Origin of the sequence: Streptomyces sp. NPDC096323 (assembly GCF_040302845.1) — a bacterium.
Taxonomy (GTDB): Bacteria; Actinomycetota; Actinomycetes; order Streptomycetales; family Streptomycetaceae; genus Streptomyces.
Map to the genome: position 1 here is coordinate 16,166 of NZ_JBEOSI010000013.1, position 26,334 is coordinate 42,499.

Annotated in this window: 24 protein-coding genes; 20 read left to right on the top strand and 4 right to left on the bottom strand. The window is 70.7% G+C overall.

The window, feature by feature from the left end; translation table 11 throughout:
- The first annotated feature begins 158 nt into the window (after positions 1-158).
- Together ABTX18_RS30840 and ABTX18_RS30845 are read left to right on the top strand one after the other, a co-directional pair.
- Positions 159-2,672 carry a DEAD/DEAH box helicase gene (locus tag ABTX18_RS30840; protein ID WP_352126086.1) on the top strand — a complete coding sequence of 838 codons (2,514 nt, stop codon included), beginning with the start codon at positions 159-161 and terminating at the stop codon, positions 2,670-2,672.
- Between the two features lie 46 nt (positions 2,673-2,718).
- Positions 2,719-3,600: an acyl-CoA thioesterase gene (locus ABTX18_RS30845; RefSeq protein WP_352126087.1), complete on the top strand. Its 882-nt coding sequence runs from the start codon at positions 2,719-2,721 to the stop codon at positions 3,598-3,600.
- A 55-nt stretch (positions 3,601-3,655) separates the two neighbouring features.
- Here the strand turns inward: ABTX18_RS30845 and ABTX18_RS30850 are convergent, their stop codons facing one another.
- On the bottom strand, positions 3,656-3,880 hold the full coding sequence (locus ABTX18_RS30850) for a DUF6011 domain-containing protein (protein ID WP_352126088.1): 225 nt from the start codon (positions 3,878-3,880) through the stop codon (positions 3,656-3,658).
- A gap of 78 nt (positions 3,881-3,958) precedes the next feature.
- On the opposite strand from ABTX18_RS30850, the gene ABTX18_RS30855 reads away from it, so the two are divergent.
- The 3 genes from ABTX18_RS30855 to ABTX18_RS30865 all read left to right on the top strand — a co-directional run bounded on the left by ABTX18_RS30855 (position 3,959) and on the right by ABTX18_RS30865 (position 7,977).
- The gene (locus ABTX18_RS30855) at positions 3,959-4,648 is read left to right on the top strand and encodes a hypothetical protein (RefSeq protein ID WP_352126089.1); all 690 of its coding nucleotides are present in this window, start codon (positions 3,959-3,961) and stop codon (positions 4,646-4,648) included.
- A gap of 175 nt (positions 4,649-4,823) precedes the next feature.
- Positions 4,824-6,581 carry a cation:proton antiporter gene (locus tag ABTX18_RS30860; RefSeq protein WP_352126090.1) on the top strand — a complete coding sequence of 586 codons (1,758 nt, stop codon included), beginning with the start codon at positions 4,824-4,826 and terminating at the stop codon, positions 6,579-6,581.
- 55 nt (positions 6,582-6,636) lie between these two features.
- Positions 6,637-7,977 carry a chloride channel protein gene (locus tag ABTX18_RS30865; protein ID WP_352126091.1) on the top strand — a complete coding sequence of 447 codons (1,341 nt, stop codon included), beginning with the start codon at positions 6,637-6,639 and terminating at the stop codon, positions 7,975-7,977.
- Between the two features lie 21 nt (positions 7,978-7,998).
- Here ABTX18_RS30865 and ABTX18_RS30870 read toward each other — a convergent pair whose 3' ends face one another.
- Positions 7,999-8,433, bottom strand: coding sequence for a DUF7144 family membrane protein (locus ABTX18_RS30870; protein ID WP_352126092.1), 435 nt, complete (start codon positions 8,431-8,433; stop codon positions 7,999-8,001).
- A 158-nt stretch (positions 8,434-8,591) separates the two neighbouring features.
- Between ABTX18_RS30870 and ABTX18_RS30875 the strand changes: the two genes are divergently transcribed.
- The 3 genes from ABTX18_RS30875 to ABTX18_RS30885 all read left to right on the top strand — a co-directional run bounded on the left by ABTX18_RS30875 (position 8,592) and on the right by ABTX18_RS30885 (position 10,262).
- Positions 8,592-9,170, top strand: coding sequence for a helix-turn-helix domain-containing protein (locus tag ABTX18_RS30875; protein ID WP_352126093.1), 579 nt, complete (start codon positions 8,592-8,594; stop codon positions 9,168-9,170).
- Positions 9,171-9,183: 13 nt separating this feature from the next.
- Entirely contained in the window at positions 9,184-9,705 is a 522-nt protein-coding gene (locus tag ABTX18_RS30880) for a GNAT family N-acetyltransferase (protein ID WP_352126094.1), read from the top strand.
- Between the two features lie 68 nt (positions 9,706-9,773).
- A complete protein-coding gene (locus tag ABTX18_RS30885; RefSeq protein ID WP_351398502.1) occupies positions 9,774-10,262 on the top strand; it encodes a glutathione peroxidase in 489 nt (162 codons plus the stop codon).
- A gap of 58 nt (positions 10,263-10,320) precedes the next feature.
- Here ABTX18_RS30885 and ABTX18_RS30890 read toward each other — a convergent pair whose 3' ends face one another.
- Positions 10,321-11,550, bottom strand: coding sequence for an acyl-CoA dehydrogenase family protein (locus ABTX18_RS30890; protein ID WP_352126095.1), 1,230 nt, complete (start codon positions 11,548-11,550; stop codon positions 10,321-10,323).
- Between the two features lie 173 nt (positions 11,551-11,723).
- Here ABTX18_RS30890 and ABTX18_RS30895 point away from each other — a divergent pair, with 173 nt between their 5' ends.
- Positions 11,724-12,374: a TetR/AcrR family transcriptional regulator gene (locus ABTX18_RS30895; protein WP_352126096.1), complete on the top strand. Its 651-nt coding sequence runs from the start codon at positions 11,724-11,726 to the stop codon at positions 12,372-12,374.
- A 10-nt stretch (positions 12,375-12,384) separates the two neighbouring features.
- On the opposite strand, the gene def is transcribed toward ABTX18_RS30895, so the two are convergent.
- Positions 12,385-12,930 carry a peptide deformylase gene (def, locus tag ABTX18_RS30900; RefSeq protein WP_352126097.1) on the bottom strand — a complete coding sequence of 182 codons (546 nt, stop codon included), beginning with the start codon at positions 12,928-12,930 and terminating at the stop codon, positions 12,385-12,387.
- Positions 12,931-13,270: 340 nt separating this feature from the next.
- Between def and ABTX18_RS30905 the strand changes: the two genes are divergently transcribed.
- From ABTX18_RS30905 to ABTX18_RS30960, 11 genes are all read left to right on the top strand, one after another.
- Positions 13,271-14,509 (top strand): Mur ligase family protein, encoded by a 1,239-nt coding sequence (locus ABTX18_RS30905; protein ID WP_352126098.1) that lies wholly within the window; start codon positions 13,271-13,273, stop codon positions 14,507-14,509.
- A 34-nt stretch (positions 14,510-14,543) separates the two neighbouring features.
- On the top strand, positions 14,544-15,272 hold the full coding sequence (locus ABTX18_RS30910; protein ID WP_352126099.1) for a type 1 glutamine amidotransferase: 729 nt from the start codon (positions 14,544-14,546) through the stop codon (positions 15,270-15,272).
- 143 nt (positions 15,273-15,415) lie between these two features.
- A complete protein-coding gene (locus ABTX18_RS30915; protein WP_351398483.1) occupies positions 15,416-16,441 on the top strand; it encodes a 6-phosphofructokinase in 1,026 nt (341 codons plus the stop codon).
- 119 nt (positions 16,442-16,560) lie between these two features.
- Positions 16,561-17,511 carry a cytochrome c oxidase assembly protein gene (locus tag ABTX18_RS30920; RefSeq protein ID WP_352126100.1) on the top strand — a complete coding sequence of 317 codons (951 nt, stop codon included), beginning with the start codon at positions 16,561-16,563 and terminating at the stop codon, positions 17,509-17,511.
- Between the two features lie 66 nt (positions 17,512-17,577).
- Entirely contained in the window at positions 17,578-17,733 is a 156-nt protein-coding gene (locus ABTX18_RS30925; RefSeq protein ID WP_352126101.1) for a hypothetical protein, read from the top strand.
- Between the two features lie 218 nt (positions 17,734-17,951).
- Positions 17,952-18,269, top strand: coding sequence for a COG4315 family predicted lipoprotein (locus tag ABTX18_RS30930; RefSeq protein WP_352126102.1), 318 nt, complete (start codon positions 17,952-17,954; stop codon positions 18,267-18,269).
- 62 nt (positions 18,270-18,331) lie between these two features.
- Positions 18,332-18,682 carry a cupredoxin domain-containing protein gene (locus ABTX18_RS30935; RefSeq protein ID WP_352126103.1) on the top strand — a complete coding sequence of 117 codons (351 nt, stop codon included), beginning with the start codon at positions 18,332-18,334 and terminating at the stop codon, positions 18,680-18,682.
- A gap of 722 nt (positions 18,683-19,404) precedes the next feature.
- Positions 19,405-20,940, top strand: coding sequence for a glycoside hydrolase family 10 protein (locus ABTX18_RS30940; RefSeq protein ID WP_352126104.1), 1,536 nt, complete (start codon positions 19,405-19,407; stop codon positions 20,938-20,940).
- Between the two features lie 197 nt (positions 20,941-21,137).
- Positions 21,138-23,891 (top strand): glycoside hydrolase family 48 protein, encoded by a 2,754-nt coding sequence (locus ABTX18_RS30945; protein WP_352126248.1) that lies wholly within the window; start codon positions 21,138-21,140, stop codon positions 23,889-23,891.
- Positions 23,888-25,429: a cellulose binding domain-containing protein gene (locus ABTX18_RS35905; protein ID WP_503061238.1), complete on the top strand. Its 1,542-nt coding sequence runs from the start codon at positions 23,888-23,890 to the stop codon at positions 25,427-25,429. The genes ABTX18_RS30945 and ABTX18_RS35905 overlap by 4 nt, the downstream gene beginning before the upstream one ends.
- A gap of 226 nt (positions 25,430-25,655) precedes the next feature.
- On the top strand, positions 25,656-26,334 hold a 679-nt coding region (locus ABTX18_RS30960; protein WP_352126105.1), incomplete at its 3' end, for a glycoside hydrolase family 6 protein.

Genomic DNA, 26,334 nt, shown 5'->3' on the forward strand with positions numbered 1-26,334 from the left:
CCCCGTAGCTGTGGTGAGGTGCGCCGGGTCGTGCCCGAGCGCGAGTTCCGGCCACCATCGGTGCGGTGCGGCCGAGTTGAGTGGGAAGCGTATCGTCCGTGATCTTTCTGCCGTCGTCCGGTTCCCTCATCGGGGTGGAAGACAGGCAAGATGGGGGCGTGACCCTTATCGATCAGCTGCCCCCGACCGACGACCCCGACGCCCTCTTCGAGGCTTTCTCGTCATGGACCGAGACGCAGGGGATCACCCTCTATCCCGCTCAGGAGGAGGCGCTGATCGAGGTGGTCTCCGGGGCGAACGTGATCCTTTCCACCCCCACCGGCTCCGGAAAGAGCCTGGTCGCGGCGGGTGCGCACTTCACCGCTCTCGCCCAGGACAAGGTCACCTTCTACACCGCCCCGATCAAGGCCCTGGTCTCGGAGAAGTTCTTCGACCTGTGCAAGCTGTTCGGTACGGAGAACGTCGGCATGCTCACCGGCGACGCCTCGGTCAACGCCGACGCCCCGGTGATCTGCTGCACCGCCGAAGTCCTCGCGTCCATCGCGCTGCGTGACGGGAAGTACGCGGACATCGGCCAGGTCGTCATGGACGAGTTCCACTTCTACGCGGAGCAGGACCGCGGCTGGGCGTGGCAGATCCCGATCCTGGAGCTGCCCCAGGCCCAGTTCGTCCTGATGTCGGCCACGCTGGGTGACGTCCGGATGTTCGAGGAGGACCTGACCCGCCGCACGGGCCGGCCCACCTCCGTGGTGCGCTCGGCGACCCGTCCGGTGCCGCTCAGTTACGAGTACCGGCTGACGCCGATCACCGAGACGATCACCGAGCTCCTGGACACCCGGCAGTCGCCGGTCTACATCGTGCACTTCACGCAGGCCGCGGCCGTCGAGCGGGCGCAGTCGCTGATGAGCATCAACATGTGCACCAAGGAGGAGAAGGAGAAGATCGCCGATCTCATCGGCAACTTCCGCTTCACCACCAAGTTCGGCCAGAACCTCTCGCGCTATGTGCGCCACGGCATCGGTGTGCACCACGCGGGCATGCTCCCGAAGTACCGCCGCCTGGTCGAGAAGCTCGCGCAGGCGGGTCTCCTGAAGGTCATCTGCGGTACGGACACGCTCGGCGTCGGGGTCAACGTCCCCATCCGCACGGTGCTGTTCACCGCCCTCACCAAGTACGACGGCACCCGGGTGCGAACGCTGCGTGCGCGTGAGTTCCACCAGATCGCGGGCCGGGCCGGCCGGGCGGGCTTCGACACGGCGGGCTTCGTCGTCGCGCAGGCGCCCGAGCACGTCGTGGAGAACGAGAAGGCGGTCAAGAAGGCCGGTGACGACCCGAAGAAGAAGCGCAAGGTCGTCCGCAAGAAGGCCCCGGAGGGCTTCGTCGCCTGGTCGGAGACCACGTTCGACAAGCTCATCCAGTCCGATCCCGAGCCGCTGACGTCCCGTTTCCGGGTCACGCACACCATGCTGCTGGCGGTGATCGCACGTCCTGGCAACGCCTTCGAGGCGATGCGGCATCTGCTGGAGGACAACCACGAGCCGCGCAAGGCGCAGCTGCGCCACATCCGCCGGGCCATCGCGATCTACCGCTCGCTGCTCGACGGCGGCGTGGTGGAGCAGTTGGACAAGCCGGACGCGGAGGGCCGCATCGTGCGGCTCACCGTCGATCTGCAGCAGGACTTCGCGCTGAACCAGCCGCTGTCCACGTTCGCGCTCGCCGCGTTCGAGCTGCTGGACGCCGACTCGCCGTCGTACGCGCTGGACATGGTCTCGGTGGTGGAGTCGACGCTCGACGACCCGCGCCAGATTCTCGCCGCGCAGCAGAACAAGGCGCGCGGGGAGGCGGTCGGGCAGATGAAGGCCGACGGCATCGAGTACGAGGAGCGGATGGAGCTCCTCCAGGAGGTGACGTACCCGAAGCCGCTGAGCGAGCTGCTGTGGCACGCGTACGACGTCTACCGCCAGAGTCACCCGTGGGTGAGCGACCATCCGGTGTCGCCGAAGTCGGTGATCCGCGACATGTACGAACGCGCGATGACCTTCACCGAGTTCACGTCGAACTACGAACTCGCGCGCACCGAAGGCATCGTGCTGCGCTATCTCGCGAGCGCGTACAAGGCGCTGGAGCACACCATCCCGGACGACATCAAGTCCGAGGACCTGGAGGACCTCATCGCCTGGCTCGGCGAGATGGTCCGCCAGGTCGACTCCAGTCTGCTCGACGAGTGGGAGCAGCTCGCCAATCCCGAGGTCGAGACGGCCGAGCAGGCGCAGGAGCGTGCCGACGAGGTCAAGCCGGTCACGGCCAACCCCCGCGCCTTCCGGGTGCTGGTGCGCAACGCGATGTTCCGCCGGGTCGAGCTGGCCGCCCTGGACCGGGTCCGTGACCTCGGGGAACTGGACGGCGACGCGGGCTGGGACGAGGACGCGTGGGGCGAGGCGATGGACGCGTACTGGGACGAGTACGAGGAGCTGGGCACCGGCCCGGACGCCCGGGGGCCGAAGCTGCTGAAGATCGACGAGGACTCCGAGCACGGCCTGTGGCGCGTCCGGCAGACGTTCGCCGACCCGAACGGCGACCATGACTGGGGCATCAGTGCCGAGGTCGACCTGGCCGCGTCCGACGAGGAGGGCCGGGCGGTCGTCCGGGTCACCTCCGTGGGCCAGTTGTGAGCGCGTCCGTACCGGAGGCGCCGCTGCGAGAGTGGAGAAGAAGCGCATGACGAACCCCGCCGAGCGTCTGGTCGATCTGCTCGACCTGGAGCGGATCGAGGTCAACATCTTCCGCGGCCGCAGCCCCGAGGAGTCCCTGCAGAGGGTCTTCGGCGGGCAGGTGGCGGGGCAGGCGCTGGTGGCGGCGGGCCGCACCACGGACGGGGACCGGCCGGTGCATTCGCTGCACGCCTACTTCCTGCGGCCGGGCCGTCCCGGGGTGCCGATCGTCTACGACGTGGAGCGGGTCAGGGACGGCCGGTCGTTCACCACGCGCCGGGTGACGGCCGTCCAGCAGGGCAGGACGATCTTCAATCTGACGGCGTCCTTCCACCGCCCGGAGGAGGCGGGCTTCGAGCACCAGTTGCCGCCGGCCCGTGTGGTGCCGGATCCCGAGGACCTGCCGACGGTGGCCGAAGAGGTGAGCGAGCACCTGGGCGGTCTGCCGGAGGCGCTGGAGCGGATGGCGCGGCGCCAGCCGTTCGACATCCGCTACGTCGACCGGCTGCGCTGGACGCGGGAGGAGATCAAGGACGCGGACCCCCGCAGCGCGGTGTGGATGCGCGCGGTCGGCCCGCTGGGTGACGATCCGCTGGTGCACACCTGCGCGCTGACGTACGCGAGCGACATGACGCTGCTGGACGCGGTGCGCATCCCGGTGGAACCGCTGTGGGGACCGCGCGGCTTCGACATGGCGTCGCTGGACCACGCGATGTGGTTCCACCGTCCGTTCCGGGCCGACGAGTGGTTCCTGTACGACCAGGAGTCCCCGGTGGCCACCGGAGGGCGGGGTCTGGCGCGCGGCCGGATCTATGACCGCGAGGGCAATCTGCTGGTGTCGGTGGTGCAGGAGGGGCTGTTCCGGCGGCTGGGCGAGAAGCCCGCCTGACCCCGCTCCGCCTGGCCGCTCTCCCGGCTCTGCCGGGCGCAGCAGTGCTCGCCGCTCAGGTGCCCGGCAGCGGGTCCTGCTCGACCTCGTGCCGGCGGGTGCGGATGCCGGGCGGGGCCGGGTGGAGCTTGGCGTCGCAGGTGGGGCCGAGGCCGGTGCGGCGCGAGGACGTGCCGGTGAGCGGGCGTCCGCACACGCGGCAGCGCACCGGGCGTCGGCCGGTGGCCGCGGTGGTGCCGGGCAGCGGCTCGGCGTCGGGGGCGGGTTGCGGTGGTTCCACGCCCTGATCTTCGCAGGTACCCGGTGCGGACACGGCCTTAGGCTTCGACTTCCGACCACACCGACGGAGGAACCGTACGTGACCAGCGCCCTGAAAGTGATGGCCCTTCCCAAGCCCGGGAAAGCCCGGCCCGAGGTGCGGCCCGGCGTGGCCGAGGGTTTCGACCACGTCGTCGTCGACGAGTCGCAGGGCCCGTTCCACGTGGTGGCGTATCTGGAACGCGAACTGCCGGCGGGCGGCATACCCGCCTACCTCGCGGCGCGGAAGGACGGCGCCCGCTCCTTCGTGCTGTGGGCCGAACCCGAGCGCCGTTCCCGGGTGGCGACGCTCGTCACCACGTCGGCGGGCGGGGGCGTGTCCGAATATCAGGTGTGGGGCGGGCAGGGGGAGCTCCTCGGCACCCTCGTCCGGGAGAAGGCCCTGTCCGGCAAGGGCCTTCGCACGCGCTGGACGGTGGCCCAGACCGGCCGTCCCGTGGCCGTCGGGCTCAAGGGCCGGATCTTCTGGTGGTACGCGTGGTGGCTGCTGTCCCCCCTGTGGGTGGCCATCGGAGTGGGAAGCCTTTTCGCCGGCGGCGGCGACGTGCCGCGCGGGCCGCGGCGCATCGTCTGGCGGGCGGACGGCGAGACCCCGCTGGAGTACCGGTCCGAGGACAACGTCCTGGTGCACGCCCCATGGGCCGACTGGCGGCTGGCGGCCGCGCTCACGGCGGTGGTCCGCTCGTTCGACAGCTGGCTCGGCACTCCTTGGGACGAGAAAAAGAAGTGATCCCCGCCCCCGTGACTAGCCCATTGGATGGATAGGACAGCCTCGTACCCGCCCCCCGGCGCGCGCCTGACCGTCGTGCCGGGCCGACGCCGCGGAAGGTGGTCGCGCGCGGTGTTCCGCGGGCCGCGACCGCCACCCCGGCGCACCGCGGGATGTCGTCCGAGGAGGCACGGTCATGACGGCCGATCAGGTGCTGGTGGGTCTGGGTCTGATCGTGGTGCTCGCGGTCGCCTCGCAGCTGCTGGCGAGCCGGCTGCGCGTCCCGGCGCTGCTCGTCCTGCTGCCCGTCGGCTTCACCGCCGGGGCGCTCACCGACACGGTCAACCCCGAACGGCTGCTGGGCGCCACCTTCTCGCCGCTGGTCTCCCTTGCGGTGGCGGTGATCCTGTACGACGCCGGGCTGGGCCTCGAGCTCAAGCGGCTCACGGGACACACGCGGCGCGTCGTGGTCCGGCTGCTCTGGCTCGGAACGCTGCTCACCCTCGTGTCCGCAGCCCTGTTCGCCGTGCCGGTCCTGGACATGTCGATGCGGGCGGCGGTGATGCTCGCCGCGATCCTGGTCGTCTCCGGTCCGACCGTCGTCGGGCCGCTGCTCAACTTCGTCCGGCCGGCCGAGCGGCTTCAACGCGTCCTGATCTGGGAGGGTTCCCTGATCGATCCGGTGGGCGGCATTCTTGGGGCTCTCGTCTTCCACGGTGTGATCACCAGCGGCCGGCAGGGTTTCGGCAGCCAGGTCGGGGGGTTCCTGATCAGTACGGCCGTGGGGCTGGCCGGTGGTGCGGTCGGGGCGGCGGTGCTGTGGCTGGTGCTGAGCCGGGTGCGGCTGAGCGAGGAGCTGGGCACATCCGTGCAGATCGCCGCCGTCATCGGTGTGGCCGCGGCCTGTGACGCGCTGCGCGACGACACGGGTCTGATCTCGGCGGTCCTCATGGGGATGGTCATGGCCAATCTGCCCGGCCTGGACATCCCGGCCAGACGGCCGTTCTTCGAGACCCTGGTCTCGCTGACCATCGGTCTGCTGTTCATCTCGATCTCGGCCACGGTCACCCCGGCGTCGCTGCGGCACGTGGTGCTGCCGTCGCTGGCACTGGTCGCGCTGCTCGTCCTGGTGACCAGACCCCTGGTGGCCCACCTGGCCACGCTGCGTACGGATGTACCGCGCGGGGAACGGTGGTTCATCGGCTGGATGGCACCGCGCGGCATCGTCGCGGCTGCGACGGCGTCCACGTTCTCGGCCGAACTGGTCCACAAGGGCATCGCGGGCGCCGAGCGCATCCTGCCCGCCACCTTCGTCGTCATCGTCGCCACGGTCACGCTGTACGGCCTGACGGCGTTCCCGGTCGCCCGGCGGCTCGGGGTGCTGCGTCCGGCACGGTCCAGGCCCCTGCTCGTCGGCGGCGCGCCGTGGGCGGTCGACCTGGCGCGTGCGCTGAGTTCGGCGGGGCTGGACGTCCTGATGTGGGCCGGTGCCGAGCGGGAGCGGGAGCGGATCGCGGCGGCCGGGCTGAAGCTGGCGCCCGGCGAACTGCTCGCCTCGGCCACCGGCGCCGGTGCGGAACTCGAAGGAATCACCGGGGTGCTGCTGCTCACGGACGAGGACGACTTCAACGCCCTCGCCTCGACGACGCTCCGCGAGAGCGTCGAGGGCCCGGTGCACCGTCTCGCGGCGCCGTCCGCGAACCACGGGGTGGTGGCTCCGTACACGGGTGGGGAGTCACTGTTCGGCGGCGGGCTCACCGGCCCCGAGCTGGCCCGCCGGTACGAGGCGGGTGCCCGTGCGGTGGCGCGGCCGGCCGGCGACGCTCTCCCGGCCGGTCACCAGCTGCTGTTCGTGGTGCGGCCGGAGGGACGGCTCGCGCCGGTCACGGACGCGGGAATCCCTGCCACGGAGCCGGGCGACACCGTCGTCCTGCTGGGCCCGCCCAGCGGCTGACCCGGCCCGCGGGCCAGGCGTCCACAGGAATCCCGAGCGAGGAGAGAGAACGAGCATGTCGGACGAGCCCGCCGGAGCGCCCGCCGCCCGGCCACCCGATCCCGCCGCCCTGATCCGTACCCGCGGCTACGCGGTCCTGCTGGTGATCGTGGCGGTCCTGGGGGTCCCGATCTCGGCGGGGGCCTTCGGCTTCCTCGCTCTCGTCTCCGAACTCCAGTCGCTGACGTACGACGATCTGCCCCAGGGCCTGGGCTTCGCCGGGACACCCTCGTGGTGGCCGGTGCCGCTGCTCGGCGTGGCAGGGCTGCTGACCGGACTCGCCATCCGGTATCTCCCCGGGGGCGGCGGGCACAAGCCGGCCGAGGGGCTGGTCAGCACCGGTCCCCCCTCGGTCGCACACCTGCCCGGCATCGCGCTCGCGGCAATCGCCTCCCTCGGCCTCGGCGCGGCGCTCGGCCCCGAGGCGCCGCTCATCGCACTGGGCGGGGGCGCGGCCGTGTACGCGGTGCGGCTGATCAAGCCGGACATCGATCCGGGGGCGAGCGCGGTGGTGGGAGCCGCGGGCAGCTTCGCCGCCGTGAGCGCACTGCTGGGATCGCCGCTGATCGGCGCGTTCCTGCTGATGGAGGCGTCCGGCCTGGCCGGACTGATGCTCGGGGTGGCGTTGGTGCCCGGGCTGCTGGCGGCAGGGATCGGAGCGCTGATCTTCACGGGGCTGGGTTCGTGGACCGGTCTGGGCACGTACTCGCTGGCACTGCACCATGTACCTCCGGCCGAAGGGCCCACCGTCGCCGAATTCGGCTGGGCCGTCGCCCTCGGCCTGGGCGCCGCGTTCGCGGGGGCGGCAGTGCAACGGCTGTCGCTGTTCCTCCAGCCGCGGGTCGAGCGGCGGAGAGTGCCGGCGACCGTCCTGATGGGCCTCGCCATCGGTGTGCTCGCGTACGCGTACGCGGAGATCACCGGGCACTCCGCCTCGCAGGTGCTGTACTCGGGCGAGCACGCCCTGGATCCCCTGCTGGCCGACAGCGCGCGGTACTCGGCGGCCGCCCTGGTGGTGCTCATCGTCTGCAAGGCGCTGGCCTACTGCGCGTCGTTGAGCGCTTTCCGGGGCGGCCCCGTCTTTCCGGCCATGTTCGCCGGCGCGGCGGGGGGCCTCGCCCTGGCGCATCTCCCCGGGCTGAACCCGACGTCCGGATTCGCCATGGGGATCGGGGCGATGTGCGTGTCCATGCTGAAACTTCCGATGACATCGGTGCTGCTGGCCACGCTGCTGCTGGGGACCGAGGGCCTCACGGTCATGCCGCTCGTGATCGTCTCGGTGGTGGTCGCCTACGTCCTCACGCTCAGGATCACGCCCCCGGTGGCCGCGTTCTCGACGCGGCCACCGGGGGCGTGAGCATCCCGCGAGGCCTTGCGGTCAGACCTCTTCCCTGCCGCGGGGTCCGGCGCACAGTGCCCAGATGATGAAGATGTCGATGGCGATGAGCACGATGGACCAGAACGGATAGTGCGGCAGCCACAGGAAGTTGGCGAGCGCGCCGAGTCCGGCGAGGAGCACGCCGACGGCGCGCGCCCAGAACGCCCCGGTGAACAGGGCGCAGCCGGCGAGCACGATGACGATGCCGAGAATGAGGTGGATCCAGCCCCAGCCGGTCAGGCTGTACTGGAAGACGTAGTTGCGGGTGGCGACGAAGACGTCGTCCTTGGCGATGGCGGCGATCCCCTGGAAGATCGTCATGGCCCCGCCGAAGATCATCAGCACGGCGGCGAAGGCCGTCCAGCCCGTCTGGAACGGGTGGGTCTTCGAGGCAGTGGTGCGCGCCGCTCTGGGTTCGTTGCTCGTTCCGGCCATGCCGGCCTCCTCGGTAGCGGAGTTGCCCAGCAGGACCGGAGCGCCCGGCCGGGCATCCCCCCGTCCAAGCGTTGCATGACGGCACCCGACCGGCAGCCCGAGCGACGTTCACCCGGATCACGCAGCCCCTCTCTCCGAATGGAGATATCCTCTCCGATGTGAGAAACACTGACAGGGGCGAAGGGACCGTCGAGGCCGGGCTCGCGGCACGGCTCGGCGAGCTGCGCGTCGAGCGCGGCTGGTCGCTGGACGAGCTGGCCCGGCACAGCGGGCTGAGCCGCTCGACGCTCTCCCGGCTCGAACGGGGCGAGCTGAGCCCGACCGCCGCCCAGCTCGGCACCCTGTGCACCGTTTACGAGCGCACCATGTCCCGGCTGCTGCTGGAGGTGGAGGCGCAGCCGCCGCAGCTGGTACCCGCCGGGCGTCAGACGGTCTGGCGGGACGAGACGTCGGGCTTCGTCCGCAGATCCGTCTCGCCTCCGCACGCGGGTCTGCGCGCGGAGGTCGTCGAGGGCATCCTCGACGCGGGCGCCGTGATCGCGTACGAGAATCCGCCCGTTTCCGGTCTGGAGCAGCACATCTGGGTCCTGGAGGGGACGGTGGAGATCACCGTCGATGCCACCGTGCACACGGTCGGCCCGGGCGACTGCCTGCGGTTCCGGTTGCGCGGCCCCTCGCGCTTTCGTTGTCCGGGCCCGGAGCGGGTCCGCTACGCACTGATGATCGTCGCACCGTGAAAGGGTCTGTCCCATGACCGAGATCGTCCCGGTGTCCGGACCCGAACTGGTCACGTACGCCGATGAGCTGGCCGCCCTCCTGGTGGAGACGGTCGAGGGCGGCGCCTCCGTAGGATTTCTGGCGCCGCTGGACCGGGAGGCCGCCGCGTGCTGGTGGCGGGAGCGCGCCGCCTCCGTGGAAGCGGGGAGCCACCGGGTGTGGATCGCCCGGGACGCCGAGCGGATCGCGGGCACCATCGGCCTGTCCCGCGCGCCGCTGCCCAATGCCCGCCACCGCGCGGAGGTCGCGAAGCTGATGGTCCGTCCGTCGGTACGGGGCCGGGGGCTCGGGAGGCAGCTGCTCGACGCGGTCGAGCGCTCGGCGGCCGCCGACGGGGTCACGCTGCTGATCCTGGACACCGAGAGCGGCAGCCCCGCCGAGCGGCTGTACCGCGCCGCCGGCTGGACGGAGTCGGGATCCATTCCGGACTACGCCGCCGACCCGGCCGGCGTCCTCAAGCCGACCACCTTCTATTTCAAGACGGTCGGCGGCTGACGGCTTCGTACCGATGAACCGCCGGGAGTGACAATGGCCGTGGAAGACACCGACGAGGAGACACACCCATGACGCTGCACGACATCCCGCTCCACACCCTCACGGGCGAGCCGACCACGCTGGGCGCCTACCGCGGCCAGGCGGTCCTCCTGGTGAACGTCGCCTCCAAGTGCGGGCTGACCCCGCAGTACGCCGGTCTCGAACGGCTCCAGAAGGAGTACGGGGACCGCGGCTTCACCGTGCTCGGCGTGCCGTGCAACCAGTTCGGCGGCCAGGAGCCCGGGAGCTCGGAGGAGATTCAGACGTTCTGCTCGACGACGTACGGGGTGAGCTTCCCGCTGCTGGCGAAGACCGACGTCAACGGCGCGGGCCGGCACCCGCTCTACGCGGAGCTGACCCGACTCGAGGACGCGGACGGTGAGGCCGGGGACATCCAGTGGAACTTCGAGAAGTTCCTCATCTCCCCGGCGGGCGAGCCCGTCGCCCGGATCCGCCCCCGCACCGAGCCGGAGGCCCCGGAGGTCGTCGCGGCCATCGAGGCCCAGCTCCCCGCCTGAATGGCCAGACAGCCCAGTCCCTGTCCGCGTGGACAGGGACTGGGCTGCAGGCGCGGCCTCAGCGGATAGGCATGCCGGACAGCGTGCGGGCGATCACCAGGCGCTGGATCTCGCTCGTTCCCTCGAAGATCGTGTAGATCGCGGCGTCCCGGTGCATCCGCTCCACCGGGTACTCACGGGTGAAGCCGTTGCCGCCGAGGATCTGGATCGCCTGAGCGGTGACCTTCTTGGCGGTCTCGCTCGCGTACAGCTTGGACATCGAGCCCTCGGCCGAGTCGAAGGGCTTGCCGGCGGTCGCCATCCACGAGGCGCGCCAGACCAGCAGGCGCGCCGCGTCGATCTGGGTACGCATGTCGGCGAGCTGGAAGGCGATGCCCTGGTTGTCGATGATCGGGCGGCCGAACTGGGTCCGGGTCTTCGCGTAGTCCAGCGCGACCTCGTACGCGGCACGCGCGGTGCCCACCGCCATCGCGCCGACGGCCGGGCGGGACGCCTCGAAGGTGGCCATCGCGGCGTTCTTCACGCGCTCGCCGCCACCGGCGGCGGCGCGCTCGCGGGCGCGCGCGAGGCGCTGGTCCAGCTTCTCCTTGCCGCCGAGCAGACAGTGGCCCGGGACGCGCACGTCCTCCAGGACGACCTCGGCGGTGTGCGAGGCGCGGATGCCGTGCTTCTTGAACTTCTGGCCCTGCGAGAGGCCCGCGGTGTCCGGCGGCACGATGAAGGAGGCGTGCCCCTTGGAACCGAGCTCGGCGTCGACGACCGCGACCACGACGTGGACGCCTGCGATGCCGCCGTTGGTCGCCCAGGTCTTGGTGCCGTTGAGCACCCACTCGTCCTTGGCCTGGTCGTAGACGGCGCGGGTGCGCATCGCGCCGACGTCGGAGCCGGCGTCGGGCTCGGAGGAGCAGAAGGCGGCGACCTTCACATCGTTCGCGTCGCCGTACATCTGCGGGATCCAGGTGCCGATCTGCTCCTCGGTGCCGTTGGCGAGGACGCCGACGGCCGCAAGGCCCGTACCGACGATCGACAGGGCGATGCCCGCGTCGCCCCAGAACAGCTCCTCCATCGCCATCGGGATGCCGAGGCCCGTCGGGTCGAAGAACTGCTGCGCGTAGAAATCGAGGGAGTAGATTCCGACCTTGGCGGCCTCCTGGATGACGGGCCAGGGCGTTTCCTCACGCTCGTCCCACTCGGAAGCGGCAGGACGGATCACGTCTGCGGCGAAGCCGTGAAGCCAGTCGCGGACCTGCTTCTGGTCGTCGTTGAGCTCGAGCGTGAACTCGGCCATGTTCCCCTCCACGTACTGCCGTCGGAAACCGATTGTTACTTGCGGTAACCACAGTCTGTTACCGGCAAGTAGCCTCTGTCAACCGCCCGGACGGCGATCCTCGCACCGCTGGACAGGGTGTTACGTTGCGCAGGCAGGACGGACACGCAGGGGTCAGGGGTGGGAGAAACGACATGGAGACCACACGACAGGCCGAGCGACAGCGGACCGCGGCCGAACGCCGCCGCCGCGAGCTGCTGGAGGCCGCCGACCGCGTGGTGCTCAGGGACGGCCCCGGGGCCTCGATGAACGCCATCGCCGCGGAGGCGGGCATCACCAAGCCCATCCTCTACCGGCACTTCGGCGACAAGGGCGGCCTCTACCGCGCCCTCGCCAAGCGGCACACCGACGCACTGCTGAGCGCCCTGCGGGCCGCGCTCGACGCCCCCGCCGACCGCCGGGCCCGCGTGGAGGCGACGCTCGACACCTATCTCGCGGCGATCGAGGCGCGTCCGCAGGTCTACCGCTTCCTGATGCACCCCTCCGACGACGCGGCGCCCTCGTCCGAGCAGGGCTTCGACGTCGGGCGCCACTCGGCCCCGCTGCTGCGCCGCCTCGGCGAGGAGCTCGCCACGGTCATCGCGGAGCGGGTGGATCTGGGCCCGGACAGCCAGGAGATGGCCCGGATCTGGGGTCACGGCATCGTCGGCATGATGCACGCCGCCGGCGACTGGTGGCTGGGCGAACGCCCCTGCTCCCGCGAACAGTTGGTGCGGAGTCTGGCCGATCTGCTCTGGGGCAGGCTGGCCGCGGCGGGCGACCGCCCCGGCGGTCCCGGGTTCTGAAGGACGCCGGTCAGCCGGCGCGCCCCCAGGGCGCCCGGCGGGCCGCACGCAGCGCGCGCGCCCTGCGCAGTCCGGTCAGCCGGTCCGTGTAGACGGCGCCGTCGAGGTGGTCGCACTCGTGCTGGAGGCACCGGGCGAAGAAGCCCGTCCCACTGATCCGCACCGGCTCCCCCTCGGCCGTCAGGCCCTCGACCACGGCATGGTCGAAGCGCTGAGTGCCGGCCTCGATCCCCGGAAGCGACAGACAGCCCTCGGGGCCGCGCACGGTGATGCCGTCCGCCTCGACGAGCGTGGGGTTGACCACGTGCCCCAGGTGACGGACGTCCTCGTCGTCGGGGCAGTCGTAGACGAACACGCGCAACGGGACACCGACCTGGTTGGCGGCGAGCCCGACGCCCTGCGCCTCGTACATCGTGGCGAACATGTCCTCGACCAGCCGGGCGAGCGACGGCCCGAAGTCCGTGACCGGCTCGCACGCGGAGTGCAGCACCGGGTCGCCGAGCAGGCTCATGGTCCGGACGAGGCCGGAGCTGCCGGGGATGGGGCGGTTTCGCATGACCGACATCGTACGTTCCACCAGGACGCCCGTCACAGGGTGCGACCGCCTCCCCCCTCGTCGGGGCGGGAAGCGGCTCCGAGCAGGCGCTGAGCGGAGGGCGAGAGACATCACGCACGGTCAGGTTTCCCGGCGCCGCTGGGCCCGGCAGGAATCCGGGGCCGCGCCTGAAACCGACGAATCACCTCTGACCTGTATGTTTGCCAGATCAGTACGTGGGTGTTATTTGGCCCGCCGCACGTTCCACCGCAACTCCACGGCCCCGGCGGTGCCGCCGTGCCTCCGCCGCGCCGGACATCGATAGGCTGGGCGCGGACCGATGCAAGGAGGATCTAGGACGATGGCAGGCAACACGGAGCCGTTGTCGCCGCGGGCCAAGCTGGCCGTGACGGCGGGCAAGGCCGCTGCGGCGGTGTCGCGAGCGGCCGGGCGGGGCAGCGGATCGGTGATCGGCGGCCGGGTGGCGCTCAAGCTCGACCCCGACCTGCTGGGGCGGCTGGCGCAGCACCTGGACGTGATCCTCGTGTCGGCGACGAACGGCAAGACGACCACGACACGACTGATCGCCGAGGCGCTGCGCGCCGCGGGCCCGGTCGTGTCGAACGCGCTCGGGGCCAACATGCCCGCGGGCATCACCTCGGCACTGGCCGGCGGCTCGGACGCGCAGTACGGCGTGATCGAGGTCGACGAGAAGTACCTCGCCGGCGTCGCCCGGGACACGACGCCCAAGGTGATCGCGCTGCTCAACCTCTCGCGCGACCAGCTGGACCGGGCGGCCGAGACCCGGATGCTGGCCGAGAAGTGGCGGGAGGGGCTGTCCGGCTCGAAGGCCGTGATCGTCGCCAACGCCGACGACCCGCTGATCGTCTGGGCCGCCTCCTCCTCCCCCAACGTGGTGTGGGTCGCGGCCGGACAGGCGTGGAAGGACGACGCCTGGTCCTGCCCGTCCTGCGGCGGCGTGATGCAGCGTCCGGGCGACGACTGGTTCTGTGGCGAGTGCGGCTTCCGCCGCCCGCCGCCCAGCTGGGTCCTGAACGGCGACTACGTGCTCGACCCGCACGGATCGGCGTGGCCGATCCACCTGCAGCTGCCCGGCCGCGCCAACAAGGCCAACGCCACCAGCTCGGCCGCCGTGGCCGCCGTCTTCGGGGTGCCGCCGCAGGTCGCACTGGAGCGGATGTACCAGGTGCAGGCCGTGGCCGGCCGCTACGACGTGGTCACCTTCCTCGGCCGCGAGCTCCGCCTGCTGCTGGCGAAGAACCCGGCGGGCTGGCTGGAGACGTTCTCCCTGATCGATCCGCCGCCCACCCCGGTGATCCTCTCCGTGAACGCCCGTGGCGCGGACGGCACGGACACCTCGTGGCTGTGGGACGTGGACTACACCCAGCTCGCGGGCCACCCGATCTTCGTGCTCGGCGACCGGAAGCTGGACCTCGCGGTCCGCCTCGAGGTGGCCGGTCTCGACTTCCGGGTCTGCGAGAACCTCGACGAGGCCGTCCAGCAGGCACCGCCCGGACGCATCGAGGTCATCGCCAACTACACCGCCTTCCAGGATCTGCGCCGTCGTGTCGGCAACTGACCCCGGCCCCGGGCCCCTCAGGAGAGGACGAAGCATGAGCAACAACAGCCTGCGGCTGGTGTGGGTCTACCCGGACCTGCTGAGCACCTACGGCGACCAGGGCAACGCCCTCGTGGTGGAGCGCCGGGCCCGTCAGCGCGGTCTCGACGTGTCGCGCGTCGACGTGCGCAGCGACCAGCCGGTCCCCACGTCCGGTGACATCTATCTGATCGGCGGCGGTGAGGACCGGCCGCAGCGGCTCGCGGCGGAACGGCTGCGCCGCGACGGCGGGCTCAGCCGGGCCGCGTCCAACGGCGCGATCATCTTCTCGGTCTGCGCCGGGTACCAGATCCTGGGCCACGAGTTCATCAACGACCTCGGTGAGCGCGAGCAGGGTCTCGGGCTGCTCGACGTGGTCTCGACCCGCGGTGAGGGGGCCCGGTGCGTCGGCGACGTACTCGGGGACATCGACCCCCGGCTCGGACTGCCGCCGCTGACCGGTTTCGAGAACCACCAGGGCATCACGCACCTCGGGCCCACGGCACGGCCGTTCGCCCAGGTGCGGTTCGGCCGGGGCAACGGCACGGGCGACGGCACGGAGGGCGCGTACAACGACACCGTCTTCGGTACGTACATGCACGGCCCCGTGATGGCGCGCAACCCGTTCATCGCGGATCTGCTGCTGAAGCTGGCCCTCGATGTGAACGCCCTGCCGCCCACCGACGACCGCTGGTACGAGGCGCTGCGCGCCGAGCGGATCGCCGCGGCGACACAGCCCGCCTGATGAGGCGTTATCCGCTCAGCTGAGCGGAGTCCAGCAGGCGGACGCCCGGTTCGGTCCCGCCACCCTGCGCCGGTAGGGTGGCGGGGATCCAACCGGACGACGTGGTCCGGTCGTCGGCCCACGTTGCAAAGGTTTCCCGGGCAATGCGAATTGGTGTGCTCACCTCAGGCGGCGACTGCCCCGGCCTCAACGCCGTCATCCGTTCCGTCGTCCACCGCGCCGTGGTCGACCACGGCGACGAGGTCATCGGCTTCCACGACGGGTGGCGGGGCCTCCTCGAGTGCGACTACCGCAAGCTCGACCTCGACGCGGTCGGCGGCATCCTCGCCCGCGGCGGCACGATCCTCGGCTCCTCCCGGGTCCAGCCCGCGCATCTGCGCGGCGGCGTGGAGACGGCCAGGGGCCATGTCGCGGACCTCGGTCTCGACGCGATCATCCCGATCGGCGGTGAGGGAACGCTGAAGGCGGCCAACCTGCTGTCCGAGGCGGGGCTGCCGATCGTCGGCGTACCGAAGACGATCGACAACGACATCGCCTCCACGGACGTGACCTTCGGGTTCGACACCGCGGTGGGCGTGGCCACCGAAGCGCTCGACCGGCTGAAGACTACCGCCGAGTCCCACCAGCGCGTCATGATCGTCGAGGTCATGGGACGCCACACCGGCTGGATCGCGCTGCACTCCGGCATGGCCGCCGGCGCCCACGCCATCGTCGTTCCCGAGCGCCCCTTCGACATCGACGAGCTGACCGAGCTGGTCGGCCGGCGCTTCTCGGCCGGCAAGAAGTTCGCAATCGTCGTGGTCGCCGAGGGTGCCAAGCCGCGCGAGGGCTCCATGGAGTTCGACACCGGCGTCAAGGACATCTACGGCCACGAGCGCTTCGCCGGCGTCGCGACCCAGCTCTCCATCGAACTGGAGCAGCGTCTGGGCAAGGAGGCGCGCCCGGTGATCCTCGGCCACGTCCAGCGCGGCGGCACGCCGACCGCGTACGACCGTGTCCTCGCGACCCGCTTCGGCTGGCACGCGGTGGAGGCGGCGCACCGCGGCGAGTTCGGCATGATGACGTCCCTGCGCGGCACGGACATCACGATGGTGCCCCTCGCGGACGCCGTGGAGACCCTGAAGACGGTCCCGGCCGAGCGGTACGCCGAGGCCGAGTGCGTGCTCTGAGACACACCACGACCTGATACCGCCCCCGGCCGCAGCTGCGGCCGGGGGCGGTTCTACTCTGGTCGGGACAACCGGCACGAAACGGGAACGTCCCCGGCGTTCCCATCGGGAGTGAACAGATGGATCACAGCGGGCACGGCATGAACACGGATCTGCCGCCGTTCACGCTGGGACGCGGGCTCCAGTTCTCCGCGGACCCGTTCTTCCTGATCGGCTGCGTCCTCGCAGTGGTCCTTTACGGGTACGCGGTGCTGCGGCTGCGCAGGCGCGGGGACGGCTGGCCGGTCAGCCGGATCGCCTTCTTCGTCGTCGGGGTGCTGACCATCGCGCTGGTGATGTGCACCCGGCTGAACGACTACGGCATGGTCATGTTCAGCGTGCACATGGTGCAGCACATGGTGATCAGCATGCTGTCGCCGATCCTGCTGCTGCTCGGCGCGCCCGTGACGCTCGCCCTGCGCGCTCTGCCGGTCGCGGCGCGGGGCGCCAAGGGGCCCCGTGAGCTGCTCCTCATGCTGCTGCACAGCCGCTACATGAAGATCGTCACGCATCCCGCGTTCACCATCCCGCTCTTCATCGCCAGCCTGTACGCCCTCTACTTCACCCCTCTCTTCGATTTCCTGATGGGTTCGACGGCCGGGCACCTGGCGATGATGGTGCACTTCCTGGCGGTCGGCCTGTTCTTCTTCTGGCCGATCATGGGCGTCGATCCGGGGCCGCACCGCCCGGGTTATGTGATGCGGATGCTGGAACTGTTCGCCGGAATGCCGTTCCACGCCTTCTTCGGTATTGCGCTGATGATGGCGAGCGAGCCGATGGTGAAGGTCTACGAGAACCCGCCGGCCTCGCTCGGCATCGACGCCCTGTCCGACCAGAACGCGGCGGGCGGCATCGCGTGGGCGTTCAGCGAGATCCCCTCGGTGCTGGTCCTGGTGGCCCTGGTGTTCCAGTGGTACCGCTCGGAACAGCGGACGGCCAAGCGCTCGGACCGTGCCGCGGACCGGGACGGCGACCAGGAGCTCCAGGCGTACAACGCCTATCTCGCCTCATTGCAGGCACGCGGACGGTAGCGGTGGAGGGGCCTTCGGGGGGACGATGGCACCCACGGCCGCGCGGCCGGACGAGGAGGTGCGCGCATGTCCGCCACGAAGACCATGGGGGCGCTCACGGTAGGCGCCCTGGTGACCGTCACCGCGTACACGGTGGCGCTGGGCAGCAACGGCTGGCTCTGGTTCGGCTGGGTGGTGCTGGGGCTGATCACGGTCGGAATGGTCGCCACCCGCGAGACCTGAGCCGCACGCCTGCAGGGCCCGTCCGGTTCCGTACACCCGGACGGTGGCTCTGGGCGGCCCTCCCCGGGTGCCTGCCGGGGGGTCGGGCCGGTGCGCCCCTACTGTTCGGGCCACGGTGCCGCCGATCCGGCGGCCGGGCCCGAGGAGTTCGTGATGGGGAACCGCGCAGGGGCGGACGCTGTACCTCTGGGAGGCGGACACCGGCTCCGAGTCCACGCGTGACGGCGACTGTTGCCACTGCCTGGCCACCCGCGACGGTCACCGGAAAGCCCGTGGCCGGCAAGGGCGTGCAGGCCTCCCTCCTCGGCACCACGAAGCGTGCCGACGGCCGCACGGAGATCACCTACAACGGCCACCCGCTCTACCGCTACGCGGGCGACACGCACGCGGGCGACACGCACGCGGGCGACACCAACGGTCAGGGATCGAACGGCTTCGGCGCCGCCTGGTATGTGCTCGACCCGGCCGGAAACAAGGTCACGAAGAGCCCGCCCCCGCCCTCCTCCTCACCGTCTCCTGGCGATGGGGGGTACTGAGCCGTGCCTCGTCTGCTCCCCCTTCCCGCCCGTGCGCGCATCGCCGTCGTGCTCTCGGTGGCGTGTGCCGCAACCCTGGCCGGCTGCTCCGGCGGCGGCGGTGGCGGCGGCTCCTCGCCCTCGGCCTCCTCCACCCGGTCCACGGCGGCGCCGTCGGCAGCCGGCGCCCTGACACCATCAAGGACTTCGCGTTCCATCCGGCGGCGCCGACCGTCGCCCCGGGTACGAGGGTCACCGTCATCAACAAGGACGGGGCAACCCACACAGTGACGGCCACCGGCAACAAGGCCTTCGACACCGGTGAGGTGAAGTCGGGGCAAACGGTCACCTTCCGCGCTCCGGCCCGGCCGGGATCGTATCCGTACATCTGCACCATCCACCCGACGATGCACGGCTCTCTCACGGTGCGCTGAGACGGGATCCCGCGCCGTCTCGCGCGGCCGGCGCTCCGGCCGGGAGGCCGGCCGCGTACACCATCGCGTACGGGGACGGGGCGTCCGGGGGTCTCATGAGTCGCTCCCGGCCCCGGCCCTTCGTTACTCTCCGCTGACCCTTGTTACGCGCCGGTACCAACCGAGCGGAGACTTCACCGGAGGGTCACAGCCACCACCCCGCGCCCAGATGTCCAGCAGGTTCGCCATCGGGCCCGCACCTGGCGCCCCTCTCGTCACCGGCCCTCCGATGACCGTCGCCCGGACAAGCGGGCCTCGCCGTCCGTCACGCAACGTGCGTCATCGCGGCGGCGTCCACGGCACCCCACGCAGCCGTGCGCACGCAATCGCGAACGCGCCCCACCTGCCCCGTCGACACCTTCACCCCCACGGCGCCCGGAGCGTTCAGGCACCGGCGGGGGTGCTCCGCTCGACGGGTACCGCCGGCACCTCGCGGGGCGGCCGGCCCCACCGCTCCCGTCGTCCGTTCGACGTGTGGCCGAGTTAACGCGCTCGTAAGGCAGTTGTGATTTAAGTCTTGACAGGTGCCCATCACCACGCCACCTTGGGAGCGCTCCCACAATCAAGACTTGCACACTCCACTCCCCTCCCTTCTCCCCCAACACCGGGCGGCGAAAGGGGTGTTATGGGGCGCAGCCGCGCTCCCCGTAGCACCCGCCGCCAGGCCGAGGAAGGCGTTTGTCATGGATCTGGTGAAGCGCTGTAGACACAGCCGTACAGGTGGGCTCCCGACCCTCCTGGCCGGCGCCCTGGCCCTCGCCACCACCCTGATGGCCGGACCGGCTCACGCCGCCCAGCAGGGCACGTTGCACGAACTCGCCGCGGCTCAGGGCAAGTACTTCGGCTCCGCCACCGACAATCCCGAACTGCCCGATGCCGCCTACGCGGCCACCCTGGGCTCCGAGTTCGGGCAGATCACCCCCGGCAACTCCATGAAGTGGGACACCACCGAGCCGGCGCAGGGACAGTTCAGCTTCGCCAAGGGCGATGTGGTCGCCGACTTCGCCCAGCAACACGGCCAGACGGTGCGCGGCCACACCCTGGTGTGGCACAACCAGCTGCCCGGCTGGGTCGGCGCGCTCCCGTCGGCCCAGGTCGAGGCCGCCATGACGCACCACATCACCGAGGAGGCGACGCACTACCGCGGCGTGGTCTCCGCGTGGGACGTGGTGAACGAGCCGTTCAACGAGGACGGGACCTTCCGCGCAAGTCCCTTCTACACAGCCATGGGCAGCGACTACATCGCCACCGCCCTGCGTGCCGCCCACGCCGCGGATCCGGACGCCAAGCTGTACATCAACGACTACAACGTCGAAGGGCTCGGCGCGAAGAGCGACGCCATGTACGACCTGGTGAGCGAGCTGCTCGACGAGGGCGTGCCGCTCGACGGCGTCGGCATGCAGGCGCACCTGGCCGTCCAGTACGGCTTCCCGTACCAGATGCAGGCGAACATGCAGCGGTTCGCCGACCTCGGTCTCGACGTGGCCGTCACCGAACTCGACGTGCGCATGCCGCTGCCCGCCGACGCCGCGAAGACCGCCGCGCAGACCTCGTACTACCGGCAGGCGACCGAGGCCTGCCTGGCGGTCGCACGCTGCGTCGGTATCACCGTCTGGGACTACACGGACAAGTACTCCTGGGTCCCGAGCACGTTCCCCGGTGAGGGGGCGGCCAATCTGTACGACGAGAACCTGCTGCCGAAGCCCGCGTACTCCGCCGTGCGCACCGCGCTGGGCGGAGACGACGGGGGCGGCGAGGGCGGCGACCCCGGCGCCCTCAAGGCGCAGTACCGCAGCAGCGACTCCTCGGTGGGCGACAACCAGATCAAGCCCGGTCTCCAACTCGTGAACACCGGAGCAACGGCGGTCAGCCTGACGGACGTGACGGTGCGTTACTGGTTCAGTTCCGAGAACGGGGCCTCCACGTACAGCAGTTGGTGCGACTGGACCCCGATCGGCTGCTCCACCGTGACCCACCGTGTCGTCGCCGTGAGCACCCCGAAGGCCGGCGCCGACCACTACCTCGAAGTGGGCTTCGGCAGCGGGAGCCTGGCACCGGGCGCCACCACCGGAGAGATCCAACTGCGCCTGAACAAGACGGACTGGTCGAACTTCAACGAGTCGGACGACTACAGCCACGGCACCGGAAGCTCCTACGCGGACGCTTCCCGGATCGCCGTCTACGCCGGTGGCGAGCTGATCTGGGGCATCGAGCCCTGACCGCCGGCCACCCCGGCCCGCACCGCGCTTCCGCTCCCCCACCACACCTCCCCACTCCTTCGCCACCGCTCCTTCCCCACCGCATCCCGCTCCACCCCCGTCCCCCTCTTTCGTCCCCTCCTTCCCCACCGACACCCGCCAATGGAGGATTTGTGTCGATATCACGTAGAACATTCAGCAGCGCCCTGGGCGGCAGCCTGCTGGCCATGGGCATGGCGCAGGGCACCGCCATCGCCGAGTCCGCTTCCCCGGCGGCCGGCACCGGCGCCCGTGCGGCCGCGGCCGACGACCCGTACACCCAGGCCTTCCTCACCCAGTACGGCAAGATCAAGGCGTCCGCCAACGGCTACTTCAGCCCGGAGGGCCTGCCGTACCACTCGGTCGAGACCCTGATGGTCGAGGCGCCCGACCACGGCCACCAGACCACGTCGGAGGCCGTCAGCTTCTGGATGTGGCTGGAGGCGGCGTACGGACGGGTGACCGGCGACTGGGCGCCGTTCAACGCGGCCTGGGCGGTCGCGGAGAAGACGATCATCCCCCAGCACGCCGACCAGTCGACCGCCGGTTCCTACAACCCCTCGGCCCCCGCGACCTACGCCCCGGAGCACCCGCTGCCCGACGGCTACCCCTCCGCCCTGGACCCCTCGGTCAAGGTCGGCACGGACCCGCTCGCCACCGAACTCGCCTCGTCCTACGGGACGATGGACGTCTACGGCATGCACTGGCTGATGGACCTGGACAACGTCTACGGCTACGGCAACAAGCCGGGCACCGGCGGCGAGTCCGGTCCGGGCGCCGGGGCCTCCTTCATCAACACCTACCAGCGCGGCGCGCAGGAGTCGGTGTGGGAGACGGTCCCGCAGCCCACCACCGATCTCTTCAAGTACGGCGGACCCAACGGGTATCTCGACCTGTTCGTGGATGACGCGAGCTACGCCAAGCAGTGGAAGTACACCAACGCGCCGGACGCCGATGCCCGCGCGGTGCAGGCCGCCTACTGGGCCTTCCGCTGGGCCTCTGCGCAGGGCAAGGCGAGCGACGTGTCGGCCTCGGTCGCGAAGGCCGCCAAGATGGGCGACTACCTCCGCTACGCCATGTTCGACAAGTACTTCAAGCGGGTCGGCGACTGCACCGACCCCGCCTCCTGCCCGGCCGCCACGGGCCGCGACTCCCAGCACTACCTGCTGTCCTGGTACTACGCCTGGGGCGGCGCGGCGGCTGGCAGCGGCGGCGGCTGGGCCTGGCGCATCGGTGACGGCGCCTCCCACCAGGGCTATCAGAACCCGCTGGCGGCCTGGGCCCTGTCCAACGTGCCGTCACTGACCCCCAAGTCGGCGACGGCCAGGTCCGACTGGTCCAAGAGCCTGACCCGGCAGCTGGAGTTCCTGACCTGGCTGCAGTCGAGCGAGGGCGCCTTCGCGGGTGGCTGCACCAACAGCTGGGAGGGCAGCTACAGCAAGCCGCCGGCCGGCACTCCCACCTTCTACGGCATGGCCTACGACTGGCAGCCGGTCTACCACGACCCGCCGAGCAACAACTGGTTCGGTTTCCAGGCCTGGGGCATGGAGCGCCTGGCCGCGTACTACCACGAGACGGGCAACGCGAGCGCCGAGGCGGTGCTGTCCAAGTGGGTCGCCTGGGCCTCGTCCGAGACGACGGTGGGCGCCGACGGCAGCTTCCGCTTCCCCTCCACGCTCAACTGGACGGGACAGCCCGACACCTGGAACGCGGCCTCCCCCGGGGCCAACGCGAATCTCCACGTCACGGTCGTGGACTACGCCAACGACGTCGGCGTGGGCGCCGCGTACGTCAAGACGCTCACGTACTACGCCGCCAAGTCGGGTGACGAGGACGCCGCGGCGCTGGCCAAGGCGCTGCTGGACGCGATGGCGCTGAACGCCACGGACAAGGGCATCTCGGTGCCGGAGACGAGGAGGGACTACAACCGCTTCAACGACGAGGTGTACATCCCGGCCGGGTGGTCGGGCACGATGCCCAACGGCGACACCATCGAGCCGGGTTCGACGTTCATCGACATCCGCAGCTGGTACAAGGACGACCCGGACTGGCCGAAGGTACAGGCCTACCTGGACGGCGGTGCGGCGCCCACCTTCACGTACCACCGCTTCTGGGCGCAGGCGGCGCTCGCACTGGCCTTCGCGATCTACGCGGAGCTGCTGGTGGACGGCGGCGGCACCGGCGGCGACACCGAGGCGCCTACGGTTCCGGCCGGCCTCACCGTGACGGCGACGACCAGCAGCAGCGTCTCGCTCTCCTGGTCGGCCTCCACCGACAACGTCGCCGTGACCGGCTACGACATCTACCGCAACGGGGTGCTGGTGGGTAACGCCACCACCCGGACGTTCACCGACCCGGACCTGGCCGCGGCGACCGCCTACAGCTACGCGGTCGCGGCACGGGACGCGGGCGGCAACACCTCGGCGCTGTCGGCCGCGGTCACCGCCACCACCAAGACGGGCGGCTCGACCGGCACCGGCGCGGTGAAGGTCCGGTACAAGAACAACGACTCGTCCACCGGCGACAATCAGATCAGGCTGGGGCTGCAGGTGCAGAACACGGGCAGCGCCCCGATCGACCTGTCGACGGTGAAGCTGCGCTACTGGTTCACCGCCGACGGCGGCCCGAACACCTTCGGCACGTACTGCGACTACGCCGCGCTCGGCTCGTCCAACGTCACCCACTCGGTGGTCGCCGTCTCCAGCCCGAAGACGGGCGCCGACCGCTATCTGGAGATCGGCTTCACCGGCGGTGCGGGCACCCTGGCGGCGGGCGCGTCGACGGGTGAGATCCAACTGCGTCTGAACAAGAGCGACTGGTCCAACTTCAACGAGACCAACGACTACAGCCGCGCCACCAACACCGCGTACGCCGAGTCCTCCAAGGTCGGCGCCTATGTCGCCGGCACCCTCGCATGGGGGGTCGAGCCGTGACAGGCCCGAGACTCCCGGCACTGGCCGGGGCCGCGGCGGCGCTCGTGCTGGCCGCTGCCTCGATGCTCACCGGTGCGCCTGTCGCGTCCGCCGCGCCGGTCACCGACTGCACCCAGTGGGGAACCACCGAACTGCAGGGCGGGGAGTACCTCTACCAGCAGAACGAGTGGAACTCCGAGACCGAGCAGTGCGTCAGTGTCGACCCGGACACCGGTGCGTGGAGCGTCACCAAGTCCTCGTTCAACCTGCCGACGAACGGTGCCCCGGCGACGTACCCCTCCAGTTACAAGGGCTGTCACTGGGGGGCGTGCACGACGGACAGCGGGCTGCCGCTGCGCGTCGACGAGCTGGGCAGCGTGACGACCGACTGGTCGACCACCCAGGTCGGCTCCGGCGCGTACAACGTCTCGATGGACATCTGGTTCAACTCGGCGCCGGTCACCGACGACCAGCCGGACGGCACCGAGGTGATGGTCTGGATGAACCACCGCGGCGGAGTCCAGCCGATCGGGTCCCGTACCGCGACGGTGCAGCTCGACGGCCGTAACTGGGACGTCTGGACGGGTCCCGGCGCCTCGGGCTGGAAGGTGATCTCGTACGTCCTCCAGGGCGGGGCCACCGAGCTCGCCGACTTCGATGTGAAGGACCTGATCGACGACGGCGTCGGCCGCGGATCGATCAACCCGGCGCACTACCTCATCGACGCCGAGGCCGGGTTCGAGATCTGGCAGGGCGGTCAGGGGCTCGGGATGAACCGGTTCTCCTTCGAGGCGAGCGCGGAGTCCGGCGGCGGGGGCGAGGACACGCAGGCGCCGACGGTGCCGGCCGGCCTGGCCGTGACCGGGACGACCAGCAGTTCGGTGTCCCTGTCCTGGACACCGTCGACGGACGACACCGGTGTCGCCGGGTACGACGTCTACCGCGACGGGGCGAAGGCTGCCTCCACCACGACCACCGTCTTCACCGACACCGGTCTCGCCGCCTCGTCCTCGCACAGCTACACCGTGCGCGCCCGGGACGCGGCCGGGAACACCTCCGCCTCCTCCGCGGCGGTCAGCGCGACCACCGCGGCCGGAGGCGGGAGCACCGGCTCGCTCAAGGCGCAGTACAAGAACAACGACTCCTCACCCGGCGACAACCAGATCAGGCCCGGCCTCCAGTTGGTCAACACCGGCACCACGGCGGTGGACCTGGGCAAGGTCACCCTGCGCTACTGGTTCAGCGGTGAGTCCGGCTCCGCCTCGTACGGCACCGCGTGCGACTACGCGGTGATCGGCTGCGGCACGGTCACCCACCGCGTGGTGACGGCCGGTACCGCCAAGCCGGGCGCGGACCACTACCTGGAGGTCGGCTTCACCGGCGGCAGCCTGGCCCCCGGCGCCTCCACCGGGGAGATGCAGCTCCGGTTCAACAAGGCCGACTGGTCCTCCTTCAACGAGACCGACGACTACAGCAGGGCCGCCAACACGGCCTTCGCCGACGCCTCGAAGGCCGGGGTGTACGTCAACGGCACCCTGTCCGCCGGGACCGCACCGTGACCGGCCCCTGAACGGCCGGCCACCCACCCACTCCCGATGGCGGGCTTCCATTCACCCCGCTCCGCCCGCCATCGGGGAACCACCCCCTTCCACCCCGTCCTCACCGACGAACCACGGGTCGCCGTCCCCGCTGACGGCGGCCCGAGGGGCCCCGGCCCCAGGCAACACCCCCACGACCCGTCTGCGGGGAGCTTCCGCAGGCGTATGAGAGGAGCACGGAGCCGCAATGAGTACCAGAGGCACGACCACGCGCGGGCTGCGCCGGAGGCTGGCCGCAGTCTCCGCCCTGGCCATGGGCGCAGCACTGATGGTGGCGATTCCCACCCCCGCGTCGGCAGCCGCACGCGTCGACAACCCCTACGTGGGCGCCAAGGCATACGTGAACCCGGACTGGTCCGCCAAGGCGGCGGCCGAACCGGGTGGCGCCGCCATCGCCGACACGCCGGCCTTCGTCTGGATGGACCGCATCGCGGCCATCGGCGGCTCGGCCTCCGCGATGAGCCTTCGGGATCACCTCGACACCGCTCTGGACCAGGGGGCGAACCTGTTCCAGGTCGTCATCTACGACCTGCCGGGACGCGACTGTGCCGCGCTGGCCTCCAACGGTGAGCTCGGTCCCACCGAGCTCGACCGGTACAAGAACGAGTACATCGACCCGATCTCCGACATCCTCGCCGACCCGGCGTACGCGAGCCTGCGGATCGTCACCATCATCGAGCCGGACTCGCTGCCCAACATCGTCACCAACGCGGGCGGCACCGCCGGTTCCACGGACGCCTGCGCGACGATGAAGGCGAACGGCAACTACGAGAAGGGTGTCGGCTACGCGCTGCACACCCTCGGTGCCATTCCCAACGTCTACAACTACATCGACGCCGCCCACCACGGCTGGCTGGGCTGGGACA